Source organism: Rhodopseudomonas pseudopalustris, from assembly GCF_900110435.1.
Taxonomy (GTDB): Bacteria; Pseudomonadota; Alphaproteobacteria; order Rhizobiales; family Xanthobacteraceae; genus Rhodopseudomonas; species Rhodopseudomonas pseudopalustris.
Map to the genome: position 1 here is coordinate 103,555 of NZ_FODT01000008.1, position 24,403 is coordinate 127,957.

The 24,403-nt window shown below is 65.8% G+C and carries 32 protein-coding genes and 1 tRNA gene; all 33 read right to left on the reverse strand.

Annotated elements, in window-relative coordinates:
• Positions 1-9: 9 nt before the first annotated feature.
• The 33 genes from BMY71_RS16440 to BMY71_RS16600 all read right to left on the reverse strand — a co-directional run bounded on the left by BMY71_RS16440 (position 10) and on the right by BMY71_RS16600 (position 24,388).
• Entirely contained in the window at positions 10-795 is a 786-nt protein-coding gene (locus BMY71_RS16440; protein ID WP_092685137.1) for an ATP12 family chaperone protein, read from the reverse strand.
• A gap of 72 nt (positions 796-867) precedes the next feature.
• Complete coding sequence (locus BMY71_RS16445) at positions 868-1,242, reverse strand: hypothetical protein (RefSeq protein WP_011503528.1); 375 nt, start codon at positions 1,240-1,242, stop codon at positions 868-870.
• Complete coding sequence (locus BMY71_RS16450) at positions 1,239-2,573, reverse strand: RluA family pseudouridine synthase (protein ID WP_092685139.1); 1,335 nt, start codon at positions 2,571-2,573, stop codon at positions 1,239-1,241. The genes BMY71_RS16445 and BMY71_RS16450 overlap by 4 nt, the downstream gene beginning before the upstream one ends.
• Positions 2,574-3,363: 790 nt before the next feature.
• Positions 3,364-3,750 carry a hypothetical protein gene (locus tag BMY71_RS16455; protein WP_139202657.1) on the reverse strand — a complete coding sequence of 129 codons (387 nt, stop codon included), beginning with the start codon at positions 3,748-3,750 and terminating at the stop codon, positions 3,364-3,366.
• A 4-nt stretch (positions 3,751-3,754) separates the two neighbouring features.
• A complete protein-coding gene (locus BMY71_RS16460) occupies positions 3,755-5,086 on the reverse strand; it encodes a hypothetical protein (protein WP_092685143.1) in 1,332 nt (443 codons plus the stop codon).
• A 13-nt stretch (positions 5,087-5,099) separates the two neighbouring features.
• Positions 5,100-5,549 carry a hypothetical protein gene (locus BMY71_RS16465; protein WP_092685145.1) on the reverse strand — a complete coding sequence of 150 codons (450 nt, stop codon included), beginning with the start codon at positions 5,547-5,549 and terminating at the stop codon, positions 5,100-5,102.
• A 390-nt stretch (positions 5,550-5,939) separates the two neighbouring features.
• Positions 5,940-6,278, reverse strand: coding sequence for a hypothetical protein (locus BMY71_RS16470; protein WP_092685147.1), 339 nt, complete (start codon positions 6,276-6,278; stop codon positions 5,940-5,942).
• Positions 6,275-6,718, reverse strand: a complete 444-nt coding sequence (locus tag BMY71_RS16475) for a hypothetical protein (RefSeq protein WP_092685149.1) — start codon at positions 6,716-6,718, stop codon at positions 6,275-6,277. The genes BMY71_RS16470 and BMY71_RS16475 overlap by 4 nt, the downstream gene beginning before the upstream one ends.
• 15 nt (positions 6,719-6,733) lie before the next feature.
• Positions 6,734-7,708 (reverse strand): hypothetical protein, encoded by a 975-nt coding sequence (locus tag BMY71_RS16480; protein WP_092685151.1) that lies wholly within the window; start codon positions 7,706-7,708, stop codon positions 6,734-6,736.
• A complete protein-coding gene (locus BMY71_RS16485; RefSeq protein ID WP_092685153.1) occupies positions 7,701-8,048 on the reverse strand; it encodes a hypothetical protein in 348 nt (115 codons plus the stop codon). The genes BMY71_RS16480 and BMY71_RS16485 overlap by 8 nt, the downstream gene beginning before the upstream one ends.
• On the reverse strand, positions 8,045-8,476 hold the full coding sequence (locus BMY71_RS16490; RefSeq protein WP_092685155.1) for a hypothetical protein: 432 nt from the start codon (positions 8,474-8,476) through the stop codon (positions 8,045-8,047). The genes BMY71_RS16485 and BMY71_RS16490 overlap by 4 nt, the downstream gene beginning before the upstream one ends.
• 4 nt (positions 8,477-8,480) lie before the next feature.
• Positions 8,481-8,915, reverse strand: coding sequence for a hypothetical protein (locus tag BMY71_RS16495; RefSeq protein ID WP_092685157.1), 435 nt, complete (start codon positions 8,913-8,915; stop codon positions 8,481-8,483).
• Positions 8,912-9,346 carry a hypothetical protein gene (locus tag BMY71_RS16500; RefSeq protein WP_139202658.1) on the reverse strand — a complete coding sequence of 145 codons (435 nt, stop codon included), beginning with the start codon at positions 9,344-9,346 and terminating at the stop codon, positions 8,912-8,914. The genes BMY71_RS16495 and BMY71_RS16500 overlap by 4 nt, the downstream gene beginning before the upstream one ends.
• Positions 9,343-9,735 (reverse strand): hypothetical protein, encoded by a 393-nt coding sequence (locus BMY71_RS16505; RefSeq protein WP_139202659.1) that lies wholly within the window; start codon positions 9,733-9,735, stop codon positions 9,343-9,345. Before BMY71_RS16505 ends, BMY71_RS16500 begins: the two co-directional genes overlap by 4 nt.
• Positions 9,732-12,383 carry a phage tail protein gene (locus tag BMY71_RS16510; protein ID WP_092685163.1) on the reverse strand — a complete coding sequence of 884 codons (2,652 nt, stop codon included), beginning with the start codon at positions 12,381-12,383 and terminating at the stop codon, positions 9,732-9,734. Before BMY71_RS16510 ends, BMY71_RS16505 begins: the two co-directional genes overlap by 4 nt.
• Position 12,384: 1 nt before the next feature.
• Positions 12,385-12,855 carry a GNAT family N-acetyltransferase gene (locus BMY71_RS16515; RefSeq protein WP_092685165.1) on the reverse strand — a complete coding sequence of 157 codons (471 nt, stop codon included), beginning with the start codon at positions 12,853-12,855 and terminating at the stop codon, positions 12,385-12,387.
• Positions 12,852-13,526, reverse strand: a complete 675-nt coding sequence (locus tag BMY71_RS16520) for a hypothetical protein (RefSeq protein ID WP_092685167.1) — start codon at positions 13,524-13,526, stop codon at positions 12,852-12,854. Before BMY71_RS16520 ends, BMY71_RS16515 begins: the two co-directional genes overlap by 4 nt.
• Positions 13,523-14,146, reverse strand: a complete 624-nt coding sequence (locus BMY71_RS16525) for a hypothetical protein (RefSeq protein ID WP_139202660.1) — start codon at positions 14,144-14,146, stop codon at positions 13,523-13,525. The genes BMY71_RS16520 and BMY71_RS16525 overlap by 4 nt, the downstream gene beginning before the upstream one ends.
• Complete coding sequence (locus BMY71_RS16530) at positions 14,146-16,185, reverse strand: hypothetical protein (RefSeq protein WP_092685171.1); 2,040 nt, start codon at positions 16,183-16,185, stop codon at positions 14,146-14,148. Before BMY71_RS16530 ends, BMY71_RS16525 begins: the two co-directional genes overlap by 1 nt.
• Before the next feature lie 2 nt (positions 16,186-16,187).
• Positions 16,188-16,526: a DUF1799 domain-containing protein gene (locus BMY71_RS16535; protein WP_092685173.1), complete on the reverse strand. Its 339-nt coding sequence runs from the start codon at positions 16,524-16,526 to the stop codon at positions 16,188-16,190.
• 101 nt (positions 16,527-16,627) lie between these two features.
• Positions 16,628-16,957, reverse strand: coding sequence for a hypothetical protein (locus BMY71_RS16540; protein WP_092685175.1), 330 nt, complete (start codon positions 16,955-16,957; stop codon positions 16,628-16,630).
• A gap of 10 nt (positions 16,958-16,967) precedes the next feature.
• Positions 16,968-17,909, reverse strand: coding sequence for a phage tail tube protein (locus BMY71_RS16545; protein WP_092685177.1), 942 nt, complete (start codon positions 17,907-17,909; stop codon positions 16,968-16,970).
• Between the two features lie 2 nt (positions 17,910-17,911).
• Positions 17,912-18,061 (reverse strand): hypothetical protein, encoded by a 150-nt coding sequence (locus BMY71_RS24945; protein ID WP_175557692.1) that lies wholly within the window; start codon positions 18,059-18,061, stop codon positions 17,912-17,914.
• The gene (locus BMY71_RS16550) at positions 18,058-18,504 is read right to left on the reverse strand and encodes a phage tail terminator protein (RefSeq protein WP_092685179.1); all 447 of its coding nucleotides are present in this window, start codon (positions 18,502-18,504) and stop codon (positions 18,058-18,060) included. The genes BMY71_RS24945 and BMY71_RS16550 overlap by 4 nt, the downstream gene beginning before the upstream one ends.
• Entirely contained in the window at positions 18,501-19,064 is a 564-nt protein-coding gene (locus BMY71_RS16555) for a phage virion morphogenesis protein (protein ID WP_092685181.1), read from the reverse strand. Before BMY71_RS16555 ends, BMY71_RS16550 begins: the two co-directional genes overlap by 4 nt.
• Positions 19,064-19,492, reverse strand: coding sequence for a gp436 family protein (locus tag BMY71_RS16560; protein WP_092685183.1), 429 nt, complete (start codon positions 19,490-19,492; stop codon positions 19,064-19,066). Before BMY71_RS16560 ends, BMY71_RS16555 begins: the two co-directional genes overlap by 1 nt.
• Entirely contained in the window at positions 19,489-19,821 is a 333-nt protein-coding gene (locus BMY71_RS16565) for a hypothetical protein (protein ID WP_092685185.1), read from the reverse strand. The genes BMY71_RS16560 and BMY71_RS16565 overlap by 4 nt, the downstream gene beginning before the upstream one ends.
• 129 nt (positions 19,822-19,950) lie before the next feature.
• Positions 19,951-20,027, reverse strand: a tRNA-Met gene (locus tag BMY71_RS16570).
• Positions 20,018-20,479, reverse strand: a complete 462-nt coding sequence (locus tag BMY71_RS16575) for an HI1506-related protein (protein ID WP_092685187.1) — start codon at positions 20,477-20,479, stop codon at positions 20,018-20,020. The genes BMY71_RS16570 and BMY71_RS16575 overlap by 10 nt, the downstream gene beginning before the upstream one ends.
• An 8-nt stretch (positions 20,480-20,487) precedes the next feature.
• A complete protein-coding gene (locus BMY71_RS16580; protein WP_092685189.1) occupies positions 20,488-21,381 on the reverse strand; it encodes a Mu-like prophage major head subunit gpT family protein in 894 nt (297 codons plus the stop codon).
• Positions 21,382-21,418: 37 nt separating this feature from the next.
• Positions 21,419-22,192, reverse strand: coding sequence for a hypothetical protein (locus BMY71_RS25310; protein ID WP_244526081.1), 774 nt, complete (start codon positions 22,190-22,192; stop codon positions 21,419-21,421).
• Positions 22,193-22,390: 198 nt separating this feature from the next.
• On the reverse strand, positions 22,391-23,461 hold the full coding sequence (locus tag BMY71_RS16595; protein WP_092685191.1) for a phage protease: 1,071 nt from the start codon (positions 23,459-23,461) through the stop codon (positions 22,391-22,393).
• A 345-nt stretch (positions 23,462-23,806) separates the two neighbouring features.
• Complete coding sequence (locus BMY71_RS16600; protein WP_092685193.1) at positions 23,807-24,388, reverse strand: hypothetical protein; 582 nt, start codon at positions 24,386-24,388, stop codon at positions 23,807-23,809.
• Between the last annotated feature and the right edge of the window lie 15 nt (positions 24,389-24,403).

A 24,403-nucleotide genomic window follows, 5' to 3' on the forward strand; every position in this document is an offset into this window, starting at 1 on the left:
AACCCCTCGTTAACTTCCGCGCCGGGTCAAGGCGGCCAGCACCTGAGCTGCAGCCTTGAACTCGATCTCGCGCGCAGCGCGCCGCGCCGCGACTTCCTCATCGAGACCCCAGCGCGCGATGTTCCAGTCCTCGTCGACATGGGCGGCGGTCCAAACCTGATCGGGATCGCGCAGCCCCCTGACCAGCGCCAGCGCCAGCAGCGCCGAGCCGGTGATGGTGGTCACCACATGGAAGGCGCCGACCGACCAGGGGTCTTGCGGCATCGCCCCGCGCGCGGCCGCGATCGCGGGCTCGGGCTGGCTCACATGCACGACGCCCTCGGCGAGAATGAAATGCGCGCCGAACTCATCCGCCGCCCAGAACAGCACCGGGTCCCAGTGCTGCGCTTCCAGTGCGATCAGTTCCTCGGGATGGCTGGCGCGATAGAACAACAGGTCTGAGCCGAAATACTTGGCGACGTCGTCACGGACCGCGTCGACGCGCCCCACGACGCCGTCGATCACGCTGTTGGCGAGCCGCGTCAGCGGCATCGTGGTCGGATCGATCAGTTCCTGCTGCGCCTGCCATTCGGCGGCGATCGCCTCGGCCAATTCGCGCGTCGGCGCGGTGAGTGCATTTCGCGACGGCGTCTTGACGCCGCGACCATCGAGCGTGATCGCAAAGCCGTCGGCTGCTTCGGTGATACCAGCCTCGGTGTAGAACCGCTTCGGCAGCGCGGTGCGCGTCGTGCGCCGCACCGCTTCCTCCGGATCGAGCAGGGATTTTCCTGCGACGTCTTCGAACAATTCACGCATCGCCTGGTCCGTTGATTGCACTATCTGACTGACGTGTCTTCTTCACGCGATCGTGCCCACCGCTCGAAAACCCTACTGATTGGCGCAGCCGCGCGAATACGCCGCGCGATCGTTGGGCGACAGCCGCGCCGCATTGCCGTCGGTGAGGCAATCGGTGATGCGGTCGCCGAACGAGCGGCGCTGGTTCGGCAGTTGCGCCCGGGGGGTGGGCTGGGGGGCGTCGAGTTTCGGCACCACCGGCACATAGACCTGAGGCGGCGGCGGAGGTGGCGGGGGCGGCGGCAGCGATGATGGCAGCGCCCCCGGCGAAAACTGCGCCAGCGCCGCGCCGCCGAGCGGGACGACAAGCGCCGCGGCGAGCAGCAAGGTCAGGATCGGTTTCATCATGCCCATGTCGGCATCGCGCCGCAGAATCGCAAGCCGCGCTTGCGCTCGTTGCTCGCTCATTCTTCCGGCGCATGCTCGATCGGATCGAACCGGTCGTGCTCCAGCCCGAGCAGGTTCCACGACTGCAGCATATGCGGCGGCAGCGGCGCCGAGACGTCGATCACGCCGCCGCGCGGATGCGGAATCACGATCCGCCGCGCCAACAGATGCAGCCGGTTCTGCAGGCCGCCGGGCAGCTTCCAGTTCTCGATGTTGAAGTACTTCGGATCGCCGATAATGGCGTGGCCGATATGCGCCATATGGGCGCGGAGCTGATGGGTGCGGCCCGTCACCGGCTTCAGCGACACCCAGGCGAGCTTGGTCGCCGAGGTCTCGACCACCGCGTAGTAGGTCACCGCATGGCTGGCGCCGTCGTCGCCATGGGCGGCGACCCGCATGATGCTGTCGTCCTCGCTCTCGTCCTTGGCCAGATAGGTCGAGATCCGGCCCTGCTTCGGCTTCGGCACGCCGGCGACCAGCGCCCAGTAGATTTTTCGCGCCGAGCGCGAGCGAAATGATCCAGTCAACGCGGTGGCGGCGAAGCGGGTCTTGGCGACCAGGAGGCAGCCGGCGGTCTCCTTGTCGATGCGATGCACCAGGCGCGGCTTCTGGCCCTTGCTGTCGCGCATCACCTCGAGCATCAGATCGATGTGCCGCGTGGTGCCGCTGCCGCCCTGCACTGCAAGCCCCAACGGCTTGTTCAGCACCAGCACGTCGGCGTCCTCGTACAGCGTCATCTCCTTCAACGCCTGCAGGGTCTTCTGCTCGGCTTCGGACAGATGCCCGGGCAGCTTCGGCGTATCGAGCTTGAGCGGCGGAATCCGCACGCTCTGGCCCTCCTCCAGCCGATCCTTGCTGTCGGCGCGCTTGCCGTTGACGCGCAGCTCACCTTTGCGGACGATGCGCTGGATGTGGGAGAACGACAGACCCGGAAACCGCGCCTCGAGGAAGCGGTCGACCCGCATGTTGTTCTCGTCGGCGGTGACGACGACGGTCTCGACCTTGGTCGGCAGCAGCGCCGGCTCGGGGACGATCTTTTCCGGCTCGTGCGCAGGCTCCGGGCGTTGCGCGCGCGGCGGGCGCGATGACGACGCAGATCGCGCCGGCGGTCGGCCGGGCCGCGCGCTCTGCGGCCGATCAGCGGCGGGACGTTCAGCGGCGGGGCGCTTTGCGGCAGGCCGCTCGGCGCGCTCGCCACGCGGCTCGCGCTGGGGCCGCGCCGAGATCGGACGCCCGTCCTCGCTGCGATTGCCGCGCACCGGACCCGCCTTCGCGGCCGGCCGGCTGCCGGCTTTGGGGCGATCGCCGCCGGGGCCGCGCTTGGCGAGAGGTTTCTTGGTACGACGGCTCATATGGGGACGCTCCGGGGTTGAGGCTGTGCCTAGCGCAAAAGCCGGATCGGGTCACCGTGAAATCGAGGCCTGTGGCCTGTAGCCCGGATGAGCGCAGCGAAATCCGGGACCGCGCGCACCATCCCGCATATCGCTGCGCGCAAGCGGGCAACGACGTCCCGCGCCTCGCCATCGCCCCGGCCGCGCAAGCAAACAGGCTCTCGCGGCGCGTGCGGCGCCCGAGCTCTGCGGACGTCCCGCCCCTCGCACGATGAGGGGCGGCGGAGCGCCGAAAGGCGCACCTTTGAGTGGTTGCCGCAGCATGAGCACCGATCGCCGACGCCCAGAGGCCGCGGAAACGCCTTCCGGCGCTCCACCGTGGCGACTTGTGGCTTCGGACCGTTCTTCCGGGTGCAGGGAGTATCGGGGATTTCGTCCCGCCTCTGCTGCCCCCGTCCAGCCACGAAAGCGGCGGCCGCTCGTATTAGCGGCGGACGGTAGCCCTCAGCCTCCCGGAGGCGCGGGGATACGTCCTCCCCCACCCGCAGGCGCCACACCCCGCCCCACTCCAAGACGCCTCATGAAGCGCCCCTCGCGGACGGGACGGTTATGGGTATATGATCCTATGGGAATTTTGTCAAGACTCCGCCCCTCGATTCAATGCGAATTCACGAAGCGGGCGAAGCCTGAGTGAGCGGAGCGATACCCGGGTTCGCGGATGCGACGCTGCCCCGCATATATCGCCGTGTAGCGCGCAATTTCAAATGGCACAGCGCGCAATTTCAAATGTCACCCCCTGAGGCGCAGCCTCCTACGGGGCCATAATCACCGCAGGGTCCGCGCCGATTGCAGCGAGCACGGCAAGGCATGTCGGGTCGTTAAAATAGACGCTGTCCCGCGTTATCCAGCGCTGCTGCGTATAGGTATCCGCCGCCGCGAGCGCGGCCATCGCCGCGTCGAGTTTTCCGGCCGTGTGCAAGCGGTCGATGATGTAGCGCTTCGGCACGAGCCGAGGCTCGATCTGTTCGGTCGACTCAAAGGCCGCGATGATTCCGTATGCCGCGGACTTCTGAGCGTCGGTTGCCGCGCCGTCGAATGACACGGTCCACGTTGCTCGATCGTCTTCGGCGCCGATCGACACCCCGTGAATGGGGCATACGGCGGCAATCCTGATATGCAGTTCACAAGCGAGCGGCATCGTCCTAGCTCCAGATCTTCACGGTGAGGTTGGCGTAGCCATAACCATGCACCAGATTCGGCGTGACCCCATCCCCTTCCTCTATCGACGCGATGTAGTGATAGCCAAGCAGAGGACTGAAGCTGCTCCGCACGGCATGGCTGACGTATGCGTTCGTCGCGGTGCCGGTGCCGCCGACAAGGCTCCGCGCGGAGAATGTCGACGTCGAATCGAGCGCGAGTCCTTGAAGCGTATATCCGTTAGTTCCGCCGATCGTAACGCGGGTATTGAACGACGCATCGACCGCGTCCTCCTGCAGGCCACAGACAAAGCTGACACGCGATACAATGCCATTGTTTGATGCTCGGGGCACGCCCGTCGAGTAGGTCCAATTGGACGCAGCATCAGAAACGGTCATTACGCAAGGCCTGCGATTATAGGCATTCCAGATCCCGACCCACCCGGCCGTGCCTGACGCTCCGACAATGAAATCAAGTTGCGACGAACTGTTGCTGCGCGTCGTGCCGACATAGGTGCCGCGCGAAGCAGCAGGCCCGTTGGTAATCGCTGCGTTGTTGAGATAGATTCCACCGACCATCGTCAGAGCCGTCCCGGCCGATCGGGTCGTGTCGTTGGTCCAATCCGGCCCATGCGACAGGCGGAGCGTCCCAGCGTCGTGCCAGATAAACCAGTCGTTGACCTTCGACGCGCCGATGGCGGCAGGGCTTTTCGTCGTGTCGGTCGTGGCTGCCGAAAGCTCTGAAAACGCGGTCATGACCATCGATGCGCCGTCGTAAATCGGGATCTGATTGCCCAGATATGGCGTGTAGTAGATCGTCGTTTTTGCGGCTTGCGTCATCGACATCACGGGGACGCCGCTTTGCAGCGTCAGCCTACCCTGTGGAGGGGATAGAACTGAAAGATTTTTCCGCGCCGTCGCCTGATCGGCAGCAACAAAGAGCGCTTTGCCGACAGTCGTTGCGCCGAGATTGTCGAGGCCGATCCCTTTCTCGGTTGGCGAGAGAATCTGGATCGATGCGACCGACAATAGGTCTTTGTTGAACGTGTTAGCGATCGGCGTGCAGGTCAGAACGGCGCTGCCACTGAGGTTGATCGGCGCGTTGCCATTGGTCGAGGTTATCACTGCGCGCGCTGCAGTAGTCACGCCGTTGCCCAGCGTGAGGTATCCGTTCTCGCGATCGTTGCCGTCGACCAACTCATAGGGCGGATTGTCGCCATCGACGGCACCTGCGGCGGCGAATCCTTGCCACGTCGCAGGTACAGTGCCGAGGGTGATCTGGCCGCCTCCAGGCGTCGAGATCAGGTGGCGGACGTTGTCAAAGAGCTTCCTGGCCATCTCTATGAGCCTTTCAATCGAAGGTGAAAAGAGCGACGCGCGGACGGACGGGGAAGCGGCCCGCGGCGATCGCAATGACTTCCGGGGACGGCACAACGGCCGCACTACCCCGGACGGTGGCGGCCCGGCGCGCCATCTCACCCGTCTTGGGTCGAACAGTGACGTTCGGCACCACCACGCCGACGTCGACAGCCACCGTCCGCGAAGGCTGAAATGTCAGAATGAGCGTGGGCGATCGGCCGCACGCGCCGCGTCCGCAGGCCCGGTCTGACAGGAGAAGATAACGCTCTCCCGGCACGGCGGTGATGACCGCGTGCAGCGTACCGCCACGGACCGCAACGGTTTCCGCCGCGAAGTTGCCGGGGATGCCGGCTGCAACGTTGATCGACGGTTTCAGGACAAGGTTCGACGAGCCAATCGAGGCGTCGACCGACGCGCGGACCGGTCGAGGTCCGATCGCCACGGTGGCAGACCTCGCCGCAACCGAAACTCTGGCGGCGATCTGCGGTGATTGAAATGCCGTTCTGCCAGATGCGCTCGACGAGAGAAGAGCCTGCGGCGCGACGGCCGCAGCCGCAAGCCGTCCCGAGTCCGGCGCCAATGACACTACGATCGAAGCCGAGCTTCCTTGAAACGCAACGCGCCCGCTTGCGCTAGATGTGAGCAGGGCCTGAGGCGGAGCGCCGGCGATGGCTACACTTTCGGCCGCTGGTGCGAGATCAACCGCCGGACGCACACCGCTGCCCGGCGCAATGACGATCGCAACCGCTGGCGGCGTCAGGAAAAGCGATTCCCCGCCAACCGCCGAGCGGCCGCACGCACCGCGGCCGCAAGCAATGCGCCCGCACGCCATTTAGTTCGCTTCCTTGATCGACCACTCGGGCTTAACCGACGAAGCCGGTTGAGGCTCACCCTCGATCGACAACAGCAGCAAGTTCATTTCGCACGCCGCTTCTTGCACAGCCTGACAATCCGCGTGTATTGCCTCCCGAAGTGCCCGGATATTCGTTGCCGCTTTGACGTTCGGCCGATCCGCGCCCTCGGCCTCTGCGAGCTGCTTGGTGAGGTCCGCCGCTTCTTCAACGAGCGCCAGCCGACGCTGGTTGAGTTCCTCGCGCGCCTTGCGCACGACGGCCGCGGCGTTTGCCGCCGACGGGCCGTCGATCTGCTGCTTGATGTCCGCGATCGTCATACCAACGTCCCCTTGCCGGTGCGGAAGATTCCGTCCGTGCCGGGAGTGATGCCGAACTCCGAACCATCCGGGATGGTGATTGCGCTCCCGAAGTCAAAGCGGCCGACGACCTTGTCGCTCGCAGACGTATCCGAATAGATCACGATGTAGCGGAAAGGCCCGATCGCTCCGCCGGACGCGATCCACTTGAACTGCGCCGATGTGAACCGCCACTTGCCATCGGCTGTCGGATCGCTCCACACGACCGACGTCAGTGTGACACCGCCTGTCGCATAGCCGTTACCGTTGGCGATCTGAGTGATATCGGCCAGCACCTCGTTCGTGGCGAGATTCAGCGCCGTGTTGGTCAACACGGCCTTGAAGGTGTCGGTCTCCAGATTGATCCGGCCAGCGCCCTGATGCCCGATCGCTTTGTAGAAGTGGTCAAACTCGACTGCCATGGGAGTAGTCCTCGCTTAGGTGAAGATGCGGTCGGTGTAGAGCGTCACTGAAAGCCTGGTGAGCCCGGTGCAGGATTCGACAACGATGCGGAGTGCGTCGTCGTCATCGATCTCCGGCGCCCACCCGGTCAGCGTCGCGTCGACATAGTCGCGGCTGCTGATCAGCCTCGGCTTTGCCGCTCCGCAGATGCTGTCCGACGGCGCAGGAATCCCATCGACGAAGGCCCGCTTGCGGATATCCAGCACGAGCGAGCCGATCCCGTCGGCGCGCATCCGGATTCGCCGGATGATGCTGCGCACGCCGACTGCGATATCGAACGCGGAGCCGGCTGCGATCTCGCTCCCGCCAGCGTCGAAGACAATCGTCAGACTCGATTGCGTCGGAAACGGATAGAACACCGACCAGTCGGCAGCGCTGGAGCCGGGCGGAACGCCGGTGCTGGCGCGCTTGCTGACCCACAGCTTTCCCTGGTGCGGGACAACGGTGCGCGCGCTGTAGGCTGTCACGCTCGACCACGGGTCTGTGGCAAACGCAAAGTTGCCGTAGACGCCGACGAACTTCCAGACGCCGCCTTCCTTGTACCATTCTTTGCTGGTGCTCGACTGCCGCGCGAAATCGCCGTCGTCGCCCTTTCGTGGGTCTGGCGCATCCAGCCCGTCACGAACGTGGCGATAATATCCTTCCGAATTCAGCGCTTGCGAAATGGCGACAACGTCCCGCGCCACCTGCGGAGCGGCGAAGCTGTTGAGGCCGGTGTTGGTGATGATGTAGTCGCCGGAGACGACGTCGGCGGCCGGCCATGGCGCGGCCAGTGTCAGCGCGCTGTCGCTGTCGACCGAGGCGATCTCAACCGGATAGTGTCCGACAACCGTGAGCCGGTCCCACGCCTTTGCGCTCGACATCAGCAGCGGGCCGTCCGAGAAGGTGACGGCGGTCGAGCCGTGAGCGACGCTCACCTTGCCGATATTGTAGATCAGGTTATCAGCCATAGATTTTCGTCACTTGCTCGAGTTCGGCAGGCGTCGCTGCATTGCGGATCGCGGCGAGCACGGTCTGTCGTCGCATCTCGCGAGCAGCGACGGTCTCGGGTTTGGTCAGAATGTCGCTGGCGAGGTCCGCGACGGACACACCGCGCAATTCGGCTTCGACCAGCATCAGCTCGCTCAAATCTCCGGCCAGCGCCCGCGCTGCGAGATCGCGTTTTGCGGCATAGGCGGCGTCCTGATGCGCCATCGCAGCTGCCTCGGTGTTGAAGGAGCGATCAACGCGAGCCTTGGCGGCATCACGCAGCGCCGGCATCGGGTCGATCTGAAAAGTGAACACGGTCATGCGAATGCCTCGATCTCGGCGACATAGGTCCGGTACGGCCACAGCTCGATCGCGACGCGATAGACGCACGGCACCGGGATTGGGATCTCAAGTTCGGTCGCTCCGGGAGTATCCTGAAACAACAACATCCCGCCCGTGGTGATCGTCACCTTTCCGGCCTTCGGCACACCGATCAGCACGCCTCTGTCGCCGCCGCCGGCCTTGATCCTGGTCCGCACCGCGACGACCGGAAGCGTCGGGCGCTCGGTCAGCGCGCCGCCCGCAACGTCCACATACCAATCGTCAGGCGATAGCAGCATCGCGGTCGGGTCGACCGCGAACGACTGACCCAGGTCGCGGAGCTGCTGTTCATAGGCTGCGGTCGGCGCGAAAATCTTGTTCGCCTGCTTGATTTCCCCGATCTCGTTGTGGATCGCGTAAAGGGCCATCTGATCACCCGTAGTTCTTGAGAATGCAGTAGTTCACGATGGCGTCATTCTGCCACCGCTCGCCGATGTCCCTGCTGAAGTTGAGGCCCCACAATTCGCGGTTGCTCGTAATGACGGCGCCAAACCCAAGGCTGCCAGTGTGTATCGGTGTTTGTAGCGAGCCCGTGCCGCCATATCCCGATTGCTTTCCAGCGACGATGAACAGCGGATAGGTTCCGGACGGAGTTGTGATCAGCGCGCTGCTCTTTTCCGCCCATACTGGCGACCAATTATAGGCTCGCAGCGAAGGCACCGCGACATAACCGGTCCCCATCAACCGAAGCGGCTGGATGTCGGAGCTGAACAGCAGGTCGAACACGTCTGCGCTGGCCGCATCCTGCTCGACCGAGCCGATCTTCAACCCGGTCCCTCCACCCTGGAAGACCACGCCGCGGCTCATGTGAACGCCTTGTTGTAGACGGCATAGCAGGTCGGGCGTGTCGTATCGATCGTCATCGACGCGCCGTCGCCATTGATCGTCGCGCTGGATGGCGGATAGTAGATGAAGGACACGCCGCCGTCTTGATTGCTACTACTCTTCAGACCAGACGGCGACGGCCGGATCGCGCCTTCTAACCCGCCGGGGCCGAGGATGGTGTTGGCCAGCGGCTCGCGACTGAACAGAAGCACGTAAGGCGACCTAGACAGCCCAAGCGCGACCACTTGCGGTGAGGAGACCCATGCCAGCATGATCAGCTGCGATATCCGGCTCGACACATTCAGTCGCAACTGATCGTCGGCAGCATAATAGGCGTCGACGCCGGGCGGCGCCACAAAGAGCCCACAATCAGCATTGGCCCGCACGCCAGCGACAATGTTTCGATCGCTCATGGCGCCGGCACCGGAATTTTGAACACCACATAAATGACAGACCCACCCAACGGAAGGCCGGCGGTGAAGCGATTGCTGAAGATCGATGCGCCGATGCCGTATTGAGTGTCGCTGACATAATCATCGTAGACGATGTTGCCGGAGACCTTCCGTATCTCCACGAAGGGCGAGTAGCCGAGGTCCGGGAAATAGACGTCATCCCGGTATCCGACAGTCGAGTCCCCCAGCGTCGCGATGCCAATCGCGTGGACCTTCAAGATGTCGTCCCATTCAGAATCGAACGACATGCCTTCGTCAGGCCCGGTATAGGCGTCGAAGCCGATCAGCGACGTGCGCAGTCGCAACGTTCCGTCGGGCCAACGTCCAAGGACTGCGCTGCGATCCGTCACCGGTAGAACTCCAATCTGGATTCCGACCACACCGCGACCATCTTGCCGCTCGGCGAGGTCTGATAGCTGGAGTTGATGTAGGTCAGGTTGGCGATCCAGGCGGTCAGTGTCCCCGTGTTGAGGGCGGTGACATTGATCGAACCGTCGATGAACATATTGCCGGTGAATCCCCAGCTCGCGACGCCGTTGACGAACCCGGCCGACATGATCGGCGTCGGCGCTCCACCGTTCACGCCTGGTTGCTGCCATCCCCACTTGTCGGCCTGGATGACGAAGCCCGATGTTCCAGGCCCGCTGTTGTAGAGCTGCAGGCCGGCGACAGCGCCAGCGGCATTGGTCTTTACGGTCCAATTTGACGCGACATAACCGGTGACATTGGCGATCGCCGTCGAATTGGTTTCGACCGACGCACTGACCGCGCCGAGCGCAGCGCTTACCGTTGTCTTGTAGCTAGAAAATGAGCTGTTGAGGGTGGAGAGCGCATCGGCCTGAGCTTGGACGCTAGACCTCACCTCGCCGAACGCAGCCGATACGGTGAGCTGGTAGGAGGCCAGGGAGTGATCGAGGTCGGAGACGGTCCCCGCCAGCTCGGTGACCTGCGCGCGGCCGTCCGCCGTTTCCTGATGGAAAATCTCCTTGTCGAGCACGCCGCGCGCCGCGACCTGAGCGATCAACTCCAGCGAGCGTGCCTCGAACTCTTGAAACCCTTGCTTCAACTGGTTTTGAAGCGTCGTGATCTGATAGCGGATACCGGCGGATATATCCTCAGCCGTCAGCCGCACGTCCGGCGTCGTCACCGGGAGCCAGTCCGACGGGATGACGTCGCGCGGCGCGCTCGGGATCAGTCGGCCCTCGACCTCGTAGTCCGTCATCGGCAGCAGGCTCTGCGAGATGACGATCACGCCTTCAGCGTAGAAGGATGTCTGGTTGCTGTGGACGATGTCTTCGGTTTCGGCTTCGCGCACCCGGAACGACACGCCGGATATTCCCGGCAAGGTGCCGTCCCACGACAGACGGATGGCCGGCCGCCTTTCCAGCCCGCTCGCGTCGCGGATGGTGTAGGGCTCGGCGTGCCAGTCGAGGATCGCCTGCGGCGCCGGCCGCACGATCACGGTCGGCCCTGTGGTCACGCCCTGATAGTCGACGTTGTGATCCCACTGGTAGTCGCCCGGATCGACTTCGGTCACCGCCATGGTGACGTCGAGATTGGCGTGGTCGACCATCATGTCGACGCGGAACAGCTTGGCGTCGTAGCCGTTGCGCACGCTCGTCCATTGCCCGACGTCGCCGGGCTCGACCAGCCAGAACACCGGCGGAAACGCCAGCTCGTGCGTGCGGGCGCGTTGCGCCTCGTCGATCGCGCTCTTCTGCAGACGCTGGACCTGCGCGGGATACGGCACGAAGTCGAGCATAGGCGTCGCCATCAACCGCCGGCCGCCGGCGCTGACTTCCAAGTCAGGCCTATAATAGGCCGGCGCAGTCGCGACCGCCCAGTTCTGCGCAGGGTCGGGATGGCGCGCCTGGACGCCGTTGATTGTCTTGCCGAGCGTGAAGAACGGCCGGTGAGTATGTTCCTCGGTCGAGAGCAGGTCGCCGTCGGTCCAAGCGAAGGTCGGGCTGTCCGGCGCGCCGGCGCGATACTTATAGAAGCCGCCGATCTCCGATAGCCGGCCCTGGCAGGAGGCGTTGAGCTTCTCGATCACCGCGAGCGGCGGCTGGTCGACCGAGATCTGGCCGCCCGACCGATACAACGCCTCGACGCCGGATTCGCCCTGCACGGTGGCGCGGCATTTGTCGATCTGCGTTACCCAGTTCACGGCCGGCAGCCGCGCTGCGGTCATTTGTTGGAGGCCGTAGACCCATTCGCAATCGTAGCGGATGCCGCGCAGGATGTTGTAGACCTGCACCACCGGCAGATCGTCGCCGTCGCCGCCCCAGCTCGACGGATCACTCCAGCGCTGCGGTCCGACGCCGCCGGCCGAGGAGTCCCGCGACGGGTCGTAAAGCGCGATCCCGCCCGGCACGAATTTGTAGGTCGGGAAGCCCGCGAACAGCGTGTCCTCGACGAGCGCGGTGCAAATCACATAAGCGACGCCGAAGCCGACGCGGGTCGCTTCGTAGGGATAGTCCGCCGAGCCCACCCGGTTGACGAGATACGGATCGGCGGCAGTCTGGCGGCCGTCGTAGTATTTGACCCAGAGGTGATCCTTGCCGTCCTTCCTGTATTCGGCGAGCGGGACGCCGAACTCCGCGTGCGGCTCGCCGGTCAGCAGCGTGCACTGCTCGCCGTTGACCCACACTTCACGCAGCGGGCCGGACGGCAGATCCGCGAGCGAGATCACCTGGACGTGGTAGGCGTTCGGCGTCTCGCCGTCGTAGCCCCATTCATTCGCGTAGACCAGCGAGCCGCCGGTGACGCTGTAGCCGACGATGAAGCTGCGCGGCACATCGCCGGCGGCTTGCAATTGCCCCTGCGCCGAGAAATGACTCTCGGCCGATTGCGTCGCGGCGTCGTTTTTCTGCTTCAGAAGATACGAGATGCCGACCGTGGCCGCGAGCGTGCCCACCGCGACGAAGGCGGTGGCGAAGAACCCGGTGAGCCCGATGACGGAGGCGACTGCGCCGAAGAACGCCGTGAAAATCGCCATCTCAAAGCACCTTCAAGAAGTGCCGCTCGGCGACGCGATAGCCGCGACGCAGATACAGCTTCGCAACCAGCGGATCGTCGCCCATCCCGGCCATGCCGGCGAATTTGCAGCCGAGCTGCCGTGCCCAGGCCTCATAGGCGTCGAGCATCCGCGGCGCGGCGCTGCCGCCACGATGCGCCGGGTCGATCCACCACACCGTCTCGGACGCGAGCCATACCGGCCCGAAGCGATGCTCGTAGGCCGCCGCCATCAGCACGCCCTGCGCCTGGCCGTCGAGGTCGAGCGCCAGGCACAGCATCCGTGGTGCGGCGATATGCGTGCGAAACAGCCGGTCCGCATAGGATGCCACGAACGGCACCGCAAAACCGGTCGGCCCGTCTTCGCGATCGAATCCAGCGCCGACATGGGAGTCGAACAGCAGCTCGATCGCGCGCGGCAGATCGGCGATGGTGGCGCGGCGCAAGCTCTTCATCCGATGCCCCCACCGCCGGCGGTGACGCTGCGGGTCGAGCTACCGACCGCGCCGCTCGTGCGCCCCCAGAAATGCTGGCGGTCACCGACGTTCGCGACATCCTGATAGAATTTGTCGGTGGCGCCGCGTCGCCGCTGCGATGCGTCCGAGCGCGTGTCCGACGACGCACGGGTCAGTTCCTGAGTGTGCGAGGTGCAAATGATCTCGACCGGGCCGTCCTCGCCGGCCTTCGGCGTCGGAATCTTGATGTCGTCGATGAGGCCATAGAACCGGGATAACGCCGGCCCGGCCTGCTCACGGGTGGCGGGGTCGAACAGCCCGCGATGGATCTGCACGATGCCCTGCTTGCAATCGTAGCCGCGCAGCAGGTCGTTGACCCGGCCGGAGCATTGCGCGAGGTCGATCGTGATGGTCTGCACCGTGAGGTTCGACACCAGCGCGATGTCGGAGATCCGCACGAGCGTGAACGTGCCGACATAGCTGCGCGTCGCGATGCCGCCGGTGTCGGGGTCGATCACCTGCGCGGTGTAGTCGCCGACGTCGGACCACATCCCGTCATACACCGGCGAGCCGTCGCTATAGCGGCGCACCTGGAACCAGAGGAAGTCGCGGTCGACCAGGCTGCCGCTGCGCAGCGCGTTGTAGGCCTGCTCGGAAATGCTGCGGGTCATGGGATCTGCACCGCCGCGAACGACACCACGCATTGCGTGCCGTTGTACTGTTTGGGCGCGACCGACCCGGGCTTGAGGATGAACAGGCCGCGCGGCGCGCGCAGATTGATCGCGAGCCCGAGCGTCCAGCCCTGGCGCAGATGCGGCCGCACCTCGATCGTGGCGGCGCCGGCGCCATTGGCGGCGACGGTGTCGGACGAGACGCGATGCAGCGCGCGGCGGCCGCCCGCGAAGTCGAACGACAAATAGTCGCCCTTGGCGATCAGCTGTCCGGCCGCGAGACCAGTGAGCCCGATCACCTTGTTCGACGCGACCGATGCCAGCACGCCGTCGAGCGCCGAACCGTCGGCGTGGTAGCGCGGCGCGGGCCTGCGCAGGTCATAGGCCTCGAACGGATTGATAACACCGTCGAGCGTGCCGAGATCGGCTTCGAGTTCGAGCGCGCGCGCATTCGGCAACGGCTCGGTGACGAAGCTCGCTTGCCAGATCGCCGGCCCGAGATCCTTGCCGATCGCGATGCCGCTCGCCATCCGGCTCAACTCCTGCTGCTGCACCAGCACCAGCGGATCGCCGGAGAAGCCGATGCCGTCGAGCATGCCGATGCGGGGGAAACTGATCATCATCGCATCTTCCACTGCGCACGCCCGGTGTTGCTCGCACTGGCGACGTGGTCGACGAATTGCGGGCTCTTGAAGGCGCGGTTGATGCCGTCCGCCGCCGTCGTCTGCGCGACGTTCTTGACAAAGGCTTTGAGATTGCCGCCGTCGTCGACATCGACGCCGACGGTGATATGCAGGCTCTGCTGCGCGCCGGCAGTACTCGACGGGAGGTCCGGCGCGGCAACGCTCGGCAGCCGCGCGATATTGCCGAGGCTGTCGAGCGAGCCGCCATCGGCGAAGCCCGGCAGATAGGGCTTCGACACGTGATGCGGAAAAACCGTCACGCCGCCGGCGTGCACCTTGATCAGCTCCGCGCCTTCCTCGCCGACCACGCCCCAGCCGGGACCGAAAGTGCCGCCGGCCGCCGCCTTGAAGGTCGGCCCATAGCCGCCGATGCCGTCGGTCGCGAAACTCGCGCTGCCGCTGCCGCCGAGCAGCGACGACAGCCATCCGCCGCTGCTGCCGCCGCCGCCGGTGAATGCGCCGAACAGGCCGGACACCAGATTGTCGAGCTGCGTACTCGCAATCTTGTCGGCGATCCGGCCGATCGCGTTGACGCCGGCATTGCCGAGCGCTTCCATCGCCGGAATGCCCTGCTGGATCTGGCTGCGGAAATCCGCGAACGCGCCCCTGCTGACGTCGAGCGTGGTGCTCTTCAGCTGCTGCATGGTTTGGTTGAACTTCAGCGCAGATCCGGCGCCGCTGTCGAGCGCGGCCGAGACGTCGTTGCCATAGGCGGTGCGCAGCTGCTCGGCGATCGCCGCGTCGTCGGCCGACAGCCCCAGAGTGCTGCGCTGGAAAGCGATGTCCGACTGCACCCGGGCCAGCGCCAGCTTCTGCGCGGCGTCGCCGGCGCGGTCGCCGATCTGTTTGATGCGGTCGGCATATTTCTCCGCCGTCCCGCCGCCGGCCTGCTGCGCCGCCTCGGTGAGCACCGCCTCGATCCGCAGCTTCGCGATCGCGCCGGCCGACTTGCCGGTGGCCGCGGCCTCGGCCTCCGCGCTCGCCGCCTGTCGGTCCATCGACTTCGCGAGCCGCTCGAACTGACCCGCGGAGTCCTGGACATCGCGATCGAGACCTAACCGTTGGCGATCTTTCGGGGTATCCTTTCCTTCGAGGACAGATTGAGACGATTTATTGTCGAGTAGCGATTTCGCGGTTTTAGTCGCGTCCTCGATCTTCTTGACCAGATCGTTAGCTGCCTTTTGCAGCGATGGATCGAGCAGTCCGATCCGCACCACCTCGTCGACAAATGCCTTAACGTCAGGCGTGCCTTGCTTGAACCCGTCGTTGAGCTTGAAGATTGCATCCTCGAACGGCAGCAATTCTTCGCGGACCTCCCGGGTCTTGCTGAGGACGTCGGCGATGCCGCCGAACGTAGTGACACCGCCGATGAACGAGCCGACCTGCGACTGCAACGTCTTCTGCAGATCGACCTGGCTCTGTCGAGACTGCAACAGAGTTAGCTCTTTACTCTGCTCGTAGAAATCACCAGCCGCCGTCTTGGCGTTCTGATACGCGCGCCTCACGACATTGATGAGGCGCGCTTGCTCTGTGAGCTGGCGATCGATCTCGCGGCTGCTACGCGCCGAAAGCTCGTTGTAGGCCGAGAGCGCCGCGGTCGCGAGGCCGATCGCTCCGGTCAGAAAACCGACGACGCCGACCGATCGTGACAGAGCGCCCAGGCTTGCCGCCAAGCTGCTCGCGCTGCTGGCGTTGATCGCCAACGCATCGCTGGAGCCTTTGGCCTTCGCCGCCAGCTCGCCGAACTTCGAAAGCAGCGTCGTCGTCGACGAAATCAGATTGTCGTTCGCCGCGCCGGCGGCTTCCGCGCCACCCTTCATCCCGCCGGCCGCGCCGCTGGCCTTTTTGAAACCTTCTTCAAGGCCCTTTGACGCCTCGGTCGCGGTCTTGCCGAGGTCGGTCACCGCACGCTGCGCGTCGGTCGCGGCTTCCACCGCTCCCTTGCTGTCGCCATCGATGACCAGAGAGACCCGCATCGTCAGGAACTACTTTCGTTCAGCGCCGCGCAGGCCGCGGCTTCCATGATGCGGAGGCCGCGCCACAACTCCGGCGTGACCGCGATCGCTTCGGCGTCCAGCCCGGCTCGCACCGCGCCGTAGTCGAGCGCGACATAGACCAGGCGCAGCGGCGCGATTGCCGCGCCGCCCATCATCGCAAAGCCGCCGCCGCCGATCGCAGCCACCCGCCATTGCGACGCCACCGCCAGAAAGGCGCGGACCGTCTCCGCGTGCTGCAGCCAGACGCCCGCATAGTCGGTCTCGGCCGGCGCCGGCGCGCGCAGCGCGGCCGCAAGCTCGGCGATCGACGCCTCGTCCATGCCGAAGCCGCGCGCATCGGCGAGCGCCTTCGCATCGTCGCGGGCCGCTTGGTCCAGGGACGCCGGCTGCGCGCCGCGCGCCCATTGCCGGGCGGCCCATGTCAGTTTCCCTCACGGACCTTGGTGACGGCGTCGAAATAGTGCCGCAGCAACGCAAGGCGCACATTGGCCATCCGCAGCAGCTTCTCGCGCAGCTCCAGCGTGCAGGCGACGGGCTGCCCGGTGGAGTCGGTCAGTCCGTCGATCTTGCGGATCAGCGTGGACAGGAATGACGACGTGCCATCCGTACTCTTGAGATCGAATTGTTCTACCTCGGCCGTATCGAGATAGTTGTAGGTCACCAGCAGCGTCTCTTCGGCATGGCCGCTGTCGACAGGCATCATCACCGTGACGGTGTGGGTGAAGGTCGGGTTTGAAACAATCTTGAACATCGGCGTCCCTTTACGTGAGCGTGAGCGAGAACTGGTCGTCGCCGGCATCGCTCGGCAGCGGTGTGAGATTGAGCGGGCGTTCGGCGACGCCCTGATTGTTGGTGGCGGCGCCCGGCCGCTTCAGCTGGCAGCTCGGCGCGGCGATGGTGACGATGTTGCCGGGCGTGGTGCCGTGCACGATCTCGGCCGGCATCCGCGTCTGCGCCTCGGCGAGCGCGAACGGATCGAAGTCGGTGAGCGGCGTCACCTCGACGGTCAGGTCGAGCGTCTCGGCGCGATCGGAGATGATCACCTTCTCGGTGTTGACCAGGAATCGCTGCTCGACCTTGTTGCCGAGCTTCAGGCTCCAGCTGCGCAGCGCGAGTTCGACGCTGTTGAGGTTGAAGGTCGGCGTGTTGGCGGCGGCGGCGATCTTCGGCTTCGCGAAGCCTGTCAGCGTCGGGACCGGGCGACTGACCTCGGAGGGCGCGACCCAGAGCCCCGTATAGGTCCAGCGAATTCGCGGGATGCCCTGGGCGTCGATGCCGATGGTGGCGTCGCCGCGCGCGCCCTTCAGCGCGTGCAGCGTGTTGCCGAGCCAGAACTTGATGTAGAGGCTTTCCATATCCTCGCTGATCGGCGAATACGTCACCGACGTGTTGGCGACAATCACTTCGGCGCAGCCCGCGCCGCGCATCAGAGGTCCCCAGCCGGGCGCGACGCCGGCCGTGCCGGATCCGGCCAGCTCGGTCGACAGCTCGATCACCGTGTGCAGCCCGGCCGGGACCGTGGCTTCGCCCGACAGATAATTGCGGATCAGGCCGCGCGGGACATCCTGTCCTTCCATCGGCCGCAGCGCGATATCGGTTGCAAGGATGGCATTCGCCGCGCCGGTCAGCGTCGGGTCGACCGCATAGGCGGATTCGAGTTTCGCCAGCAGCACCATCTTCCGGAAGAAGACCTGGTCGAACATCGTTACTTCTCCATCCGGGATTTGCGCGCCGGCTTGGTGTCGGCGGGCGGTTCGTTCGCGGGCGTGGTGGCGATCGCGACTTCGTCGGCCAATCTGGTCAGTGAGCCATCGGGGTCGCGGCGATAGCTGCCGCCTTTGTGAGGGTGTTTCATCGGGCGATCCTCAGTTGATCGGTGAGCGCAAATTCGAGCTGATAGACGACGAGGCCGGAGGTGACCGAAACGAGCCGGCCGCGCACGAACATCAGCACGCCGACCGCGTCCTCTGGCCCCCAGCCGGCGAGCGCGTCGATCACCGCATCGGTCAGCGTGTCGATCGTCGGCAGCGCCTTGCGCGCCTTCGCATCGCCCAGCGCCTTGACACAGAGGATCACGCCGACGGTCTCGCCGACGATCTGGGTATGCAGCCCGGCGGCCGACGCGCCGGAGCCGCCGCGATCGTCGAGGCCGAGCGGGATCACGAAGGCCGAGACCTCGCGCTGCGGCGGCGCGCCCGCATTGGTCAGCGCCGCCAGCTCGGCGACATAGTCGAGCTTGCCGGCGAGGTCCTGCACCTCGATCTCGAGCCGTTCCTTGACGTCCACGATCAGACTCATGCCGGAGCGCCTCCCTGTTCGCCGGCGACCCATTGCTCGGCGATCGACAGGATCTCGCGCTCGTCGTCATCGTCGAGGCCGAGGAACGGCCGCGCCGGCATCGTGATCGTGTGCGCGCCGATCGCCGCCTTCTGCGCGCGATCGGCCTTGCCGGGCTTGGCGAAGCGCGACTGGCCGGTCTTTTTGTTGGTCTTGAAATGCAGCACCGCGGTGCGGGCAGCCTGCTGGATCAGGCCGCCGAACTGATGGATCGCCGCATAGACGACGTTGGTGCCGATCTGCACGCTGTCGCTGTCGGCCTGATAGGTGATCGAGCGCATCAGCCGCGCGGTGAGCCGCAGCGTGATGCCGCCATGCTGCTTGACGCGCAGCGACGGCGGCCACAGCGAGCCGTCCGGCGCCTTCGAGGTCTCGAACCGGTGCATCGTCGAGGTCTGCACCGACGCGCCGATGTTTTCGAACAGCCCGCGCTTATCGCCCGCGCGCGCGATGTAACCAGCGAGCGGCGCCAGCGCGTCATCGGCGTCTTTCAGCGAAACCGCGATCAGCGCGCCGGTCATCAGATGTAGCCCTTGAGACTGTCGGCGGTGAGCGGCCGTTCGCGATCGGTGAACCGGACGCCGGTGGAGCCGGACGATTCCGGCTCGACGCCCGCGATATCGAGCCGGATCGAGCCACCGGCGATCAGCAGCAGCTTCTTCTCGGCGTCGACATAGTCCTGCCGAATCTTCTCGGACACCGCGTCGCGGTGCAGCTTGTAGCCCGCGATCGCGATCGCGATGTCGCGCAGCAGCGGCGGCGTCGTCGGCAGCGGCAGCGCATAGCGGCCCTTGAGATAGCCGTCGATCGCCGCGTCCGCGTCGGCCAGCGCACGCGCGATCACCGCGGCGTCGATCGCGCCGGTCGCGACCTCGGCGCGGTCGGTGAGATCGACCAGCATCGGCGCACCGAAGCGGTCGACCAGGTCAGATTGCGACGCGTAGGTCATCGCGGCGATCCGAGTTCCCGACTAAAGATATCGCCTGCGCGTTCGCCGCGGATGACCCCGTTCAGCGGGTAGCTGCTCAACGGCGTCACCGTTCCATCCGGGTGTTCGACGACGGCGCGCGGTTCAAGCTGCGGCCTGGGCCGCAGCTGATCGAGCAGCGCGTCGAAAAAGCCGAGCACGCCACTGAAGGCTTTCTGATCCTCGACTTGGTCGGCGCCGAACGCGGCGAGCTGCTCGACGATCGAGCGCAGGCTGCAGCCGCAGGTAAACGCGTCGCGGCCCGCGCGATAGGATTCGTCGTCGATCTTGAAAGGCGGTTGTTTGGCCATGTCGGCACCCCTCGGTTGATCCGGAGACTCCTGCCGCGGCGGACGAGCGCCGCGGCAGGAAGGGGCCGCGCGAGGCGACCGATCGTGCGAGCCGCGGTCAGGACGCTTGCGGCGCGCAGGATTCAAAGTTGGTTGCGGGAGGTGGATTCGAACCACCGACCTGCGGGTTATGAGCCCGCCGCGCTACCGGGCTGCGCTATCCCGCCGTGTCGTTTGCCTTGGTGACGATCAGTTCCGGATCGCTGAGGATCGCCTCAAGCTCTCCGGGCCCGTGCAGATTTTCGAGAAAGATCAGCGTCGGCTCGCGGGTGAAGGCGAAGCCGGCGCGGCGCCGGCCGCGTTCGGACTTCGACTTGACCCAGATGGCGGGCGGGCCGAACTCGGCGCCGGCCTTCGCCGCCGCTTTGGTCACAAGCACTCCGGCGGTCTGATCGCCAATCGTGGTAACAACCGCATGGGTGGAACCATCCGCCGCCGCTTCGGCGGCGATCCGATCGGCGTCGGCCTGCAGCTTGGCATCCGCCTCGGCCTGCGCGGCGGCGATCCGCGCGGCCTCCGCTTGCGCGGCGGCTTGGGCCTGCGCCTCGGCCGCGAGCCGATCGGCTTCGGCCTTGGCGGCCGCGTCGGCGACGGCGTCTGCTTTCGGTTTCTTCGCCATCGCCGACCTCACGCCAGCCACGGCACGACGAGCAGCTCGGCGGTGCCTTTCCACGGGTTGCTCTCGCCGCCCGAAGCGTATTCGGAGACAATCAGCTTCTGGCCATTTTCGCGCAGCGACGGCGGCACCACGAGGGTGAAGTTGGACAGGCCGAGCGGCCGGTCGAAATCGCCCTTCATGCCTTCGAGCGCGGACAGCGCCGCCTTGTAGTGCGTGGCGTCGAGCGTCTGTTTCGAGCCCCAGGCGAGCTGCCACAGGCCGAAGCCGACATTGCCACGGGCGTCGGCGCCGTACTGGAACTCCTTGTTGTTGAACACACTGTCGTCGTCGAGCTTGTCGCGCGAGACGAACTGCCAGTCCTTACGCTTCTGGAAGATCACCGGCTTGATCGCGCGATTGAGGCACAGCAGGAACCACGGTGTGCCGGAGCCGCCGTCGGTGTTGGCGACCGACTGCGGCGCGCCGCCGGCGTCGAGCACCGGATGGTCGGCGTCGAAGAAATACTGACCGTCGTAGCAGGCCGTGGTGAAGCCGGCCTTGAGCAGCGAGAACACCAACTGGTCGGTGTGCGAGCCGGTCGACAGGCCCATCTCGGTGAACAGCGGCGCGTACATGCCGAGATTGTCGTCGTCGATGTCGTCGCGATCGACGCCGATCGTCAGCTCCCACGACTTGTTCTTGATCGCGTAGTCGTATTCCGAGATGTTCTGCACGACGCGCGGGCCGATCCATTCGCGGACGCTCGGGATCTTGCCGAGCCAGCCGTACTTCTCCTCGCGGACGCTGGACGGCACCACGGTGGCGACGCGCGGGTACATCGACGGCGCCTGGCCGAGGCCCGCCTGGAAAGTCGTCTGGAAGCCGACCCGGAGCGAATTGAGGTTGGCGCGATTGATCAGCATGGCTTGCGTTCCTTGAGGCGTTGCGTTGCGGGGGCGCTTAGTCGGTCTCGATCTCGAACACCGCGTTCGCCGCGCTGGCGGTGGCGTTGCTGCCGCCGACGGTGAGCGAGAGTTCGTCGCCGACTGCGGTGACGTTGGCGGCGGTCGGCGTCGCCGAGTCCTTGTCGCCCGCGGCCGAACCGGATTGCGCGATGGTGATGACGCCGCCGGTGATCGCCGCGCCGTTGATCTTGGCGGTCAGCGTGGCGTCGCCGGTGGTCAGCACGCCTTCGGTAATCGACCAGACCTTGACGACGCGGCCGACGACCGGCGCAAGCGTGCGATAGACGCCGGTGCCGACCAGGGTTGCGACGCGCAGTGGCACGAACACCCGGCGATTGGCCAGATAGGCGGCGAGACCGTCCTCGTCGAAACACACCACGACGCCGAGGCTGTCGACGCCGGCGACGACGCCGGCGACCGAACGCGTATTCGCGCCGCTGGTCTTTGCGACGGTCTGATCGTCGACCGCGTAGCAGAACTTGCCGATCTCGGCCCGCGTGATTTCGTCGGTCGATCCGGAGTTGGCGAAGCGGAACGCGCCGCCGCGATACTTGATCACCTGATCGCCGGCGCTGCCGGCGGAGTTGTCGACGAACTCTTCGGCGCGGCCGACGCCGCGCAGACCGAGCGCGGTCTGCCCCTTGGTGATGTACCCGGCAGCATCGCGCATCACTAGCGAGCCGGCGAAGATCTTCACCGCGGCGGCGGCCCCCACGCGGAGGTCGCCTTCGAACCGGGGCGTATTGCGGTCGGCGGTTAGTGCCGTCATGTTCGTCTTCTCCTGGTGCTACGATCAGCACAACGTTCGACTTCGAAAACGTGCGGCGCTCTACCGGGCTGAGCTACCAGCTTGCGCTGGGCTGGATTTGAACCAGCGACCTCCGCTTGTGTGGCGCTCTACCGAACTGAGCTACCGGCTACGCCGAGCCGGACTTGAACCGGCGACCTCCACGATCTGAGCCGCAGATCAGCCCGCCTGTTCGGCGGCGAGCGTCCTGGCGTAGTCCTCGGGCTTGATGCCGAGGATTTTCGCGACGTTGAGCTGCTCGGCGTTGAGCGACACCTTGCCGTCGGCGGCGGGCGCCGTCTGCAGCGCGCCGGACGCGCCGATACGCGGAAACGAGTTGATCTCCTTCTCGACACCGGCCGGATCGGCGGCGTGACGGGCGATGTAGTGATCGCGCAGCGGCTTGACGCCGACGACGCCGTCGCGGATCGCGCGGTCGACGAAGGCGGTGGCCGCATCCGTCGACTTGTCAGCGCGCAGCGCGTTGAGCTGGGTGGTGACGTCCCTGAGTTCGCTCTGCAGCGCCACGATGGCGCTGCCGTCGATCCGGTCGGTGGCAAACGTCTTGACCTTGGTGACGATCGTCGCCGCGTCCGCATTGGCGGCGAGCCCGATCGCGGTGGCGATCGGCGACAACGCCGCGTTCAGCGCGGTCGCATCGCCGCCTTTCAGGTCCTTGATCTTGGCGATCACCGCGGCCTCATCGGCGGTGTCGTCGAGGCCGAGCAGCGCGCGCAACTGAGCAAGGAGGTCCATGGTATTCTCCACTTGGTGAAGCGCGGCCATGCCGCGCAGGTTCGGCGTATTGGTCAGCGACGCGCGCAGCAGCGTGAGCACGTTGCCGGCCGCGTCGTGCGTGAACACCGGCGAGATGAAGCGGTAGGCCTTGTCGGCCATCAGCGCGGCGCCGGAGGGATTCCACTCGACGCGGCCCCAGATGCCACCGTCACGAGATGCGACATCGACGATCCAGCCGCGCGCCGGCGCCGGCTCGCCCTTCGGCGCGGCGAGATCGGTAGAGTGGCTTTCGTCGAGCACGAGCCGACCGCCGGCGACGGCGACGCTCTGCGCCGCCAGCGTCGCCGGGCTGGCGACGCGATACGGGCCGCGGCCGTCGACGGTGCCGATCAGGCCGCCGTCGCCGGCGGGGATCAGCATGATCCACTCCGGCGCGGAGCCATCGGCATTCAGCGCGATCGGCTGCCCGACGCCGCGCGCCACATTCAAAACTGGATTTGCTTGTCCCGACATGCAGCCACACTGGCGGCGCAAACCGGGATCGGTAAGACTGACATCTGTCAGAGCCGCGGGCGGGCCGGACGGGGGCCAAATCGACGGCGGCGGCAGGCGCCCGCGCGAAGCACGGGCCGACCGCCGCCGATCCTACCCGATTTTGGCGAAAAACAACCCCCATCCGGCTCCGGCCGGGAATCGCAGGGTGTCAGCCGGTCCGGATAGGCCCGCGCCGGGGCTCAGGAGCTTTAATTTAATCTTTAAAAAATTCCCGCTCCCTTCGCAGGGTCCAGGGGCCGGAACGCGCCCCAGCGCCCGCCGGGCCGGAAACCTGTCAGGGTCCGTCACGGACGGGGCTGCTCGTCACTCGGAATTGGGTTGTCCGCGGCGCTTCAGCGTCACTTCGGATGGAGCAAGAACAACCGGATCTGGGGGGCAGCCATTCCGGTTGACGAAATCGTACCGGACCACGATGACCGGCCTTTCGAGATCGTGCCGGACCAGCGTCACCTTGCGAACGCCCGTATCAGCCCCAGCCGGAAATGCCGACCTGCAAATCTTGATCTCGGCTTCGGACGCTAGATCGTCGCGGCTACAGGAACCGAGCGGCCGCCAGACCAGTGCGGCCCCTTTCTCGAAATGCAGGATCGCGTCCGCGCCTACCTCCGGGCGCGAATACGAGGCCGACAGACCGCCGACGATCGGGTCGAGAGATCTATCCGCATCCGCGACCGACTTGAACTCCGCGATCGCGATCACTCTGCAAACCTCACCGCGACCGTTCTCCGCAACGAGGTAGTGGGTGAAAGGCGCAGCAGGAGCCGGCGCGGCGCGCAGTACGACGAAGCGCTGCTCGCGCTTCAGGATGTCGAGGCCGGATACCTGTTGATCCATCGCAAGACCGAACGGCTTCTCAGCGCTCGCATGCGCCGCCGTGGCGAGCAACGCCGCAGAGATTGC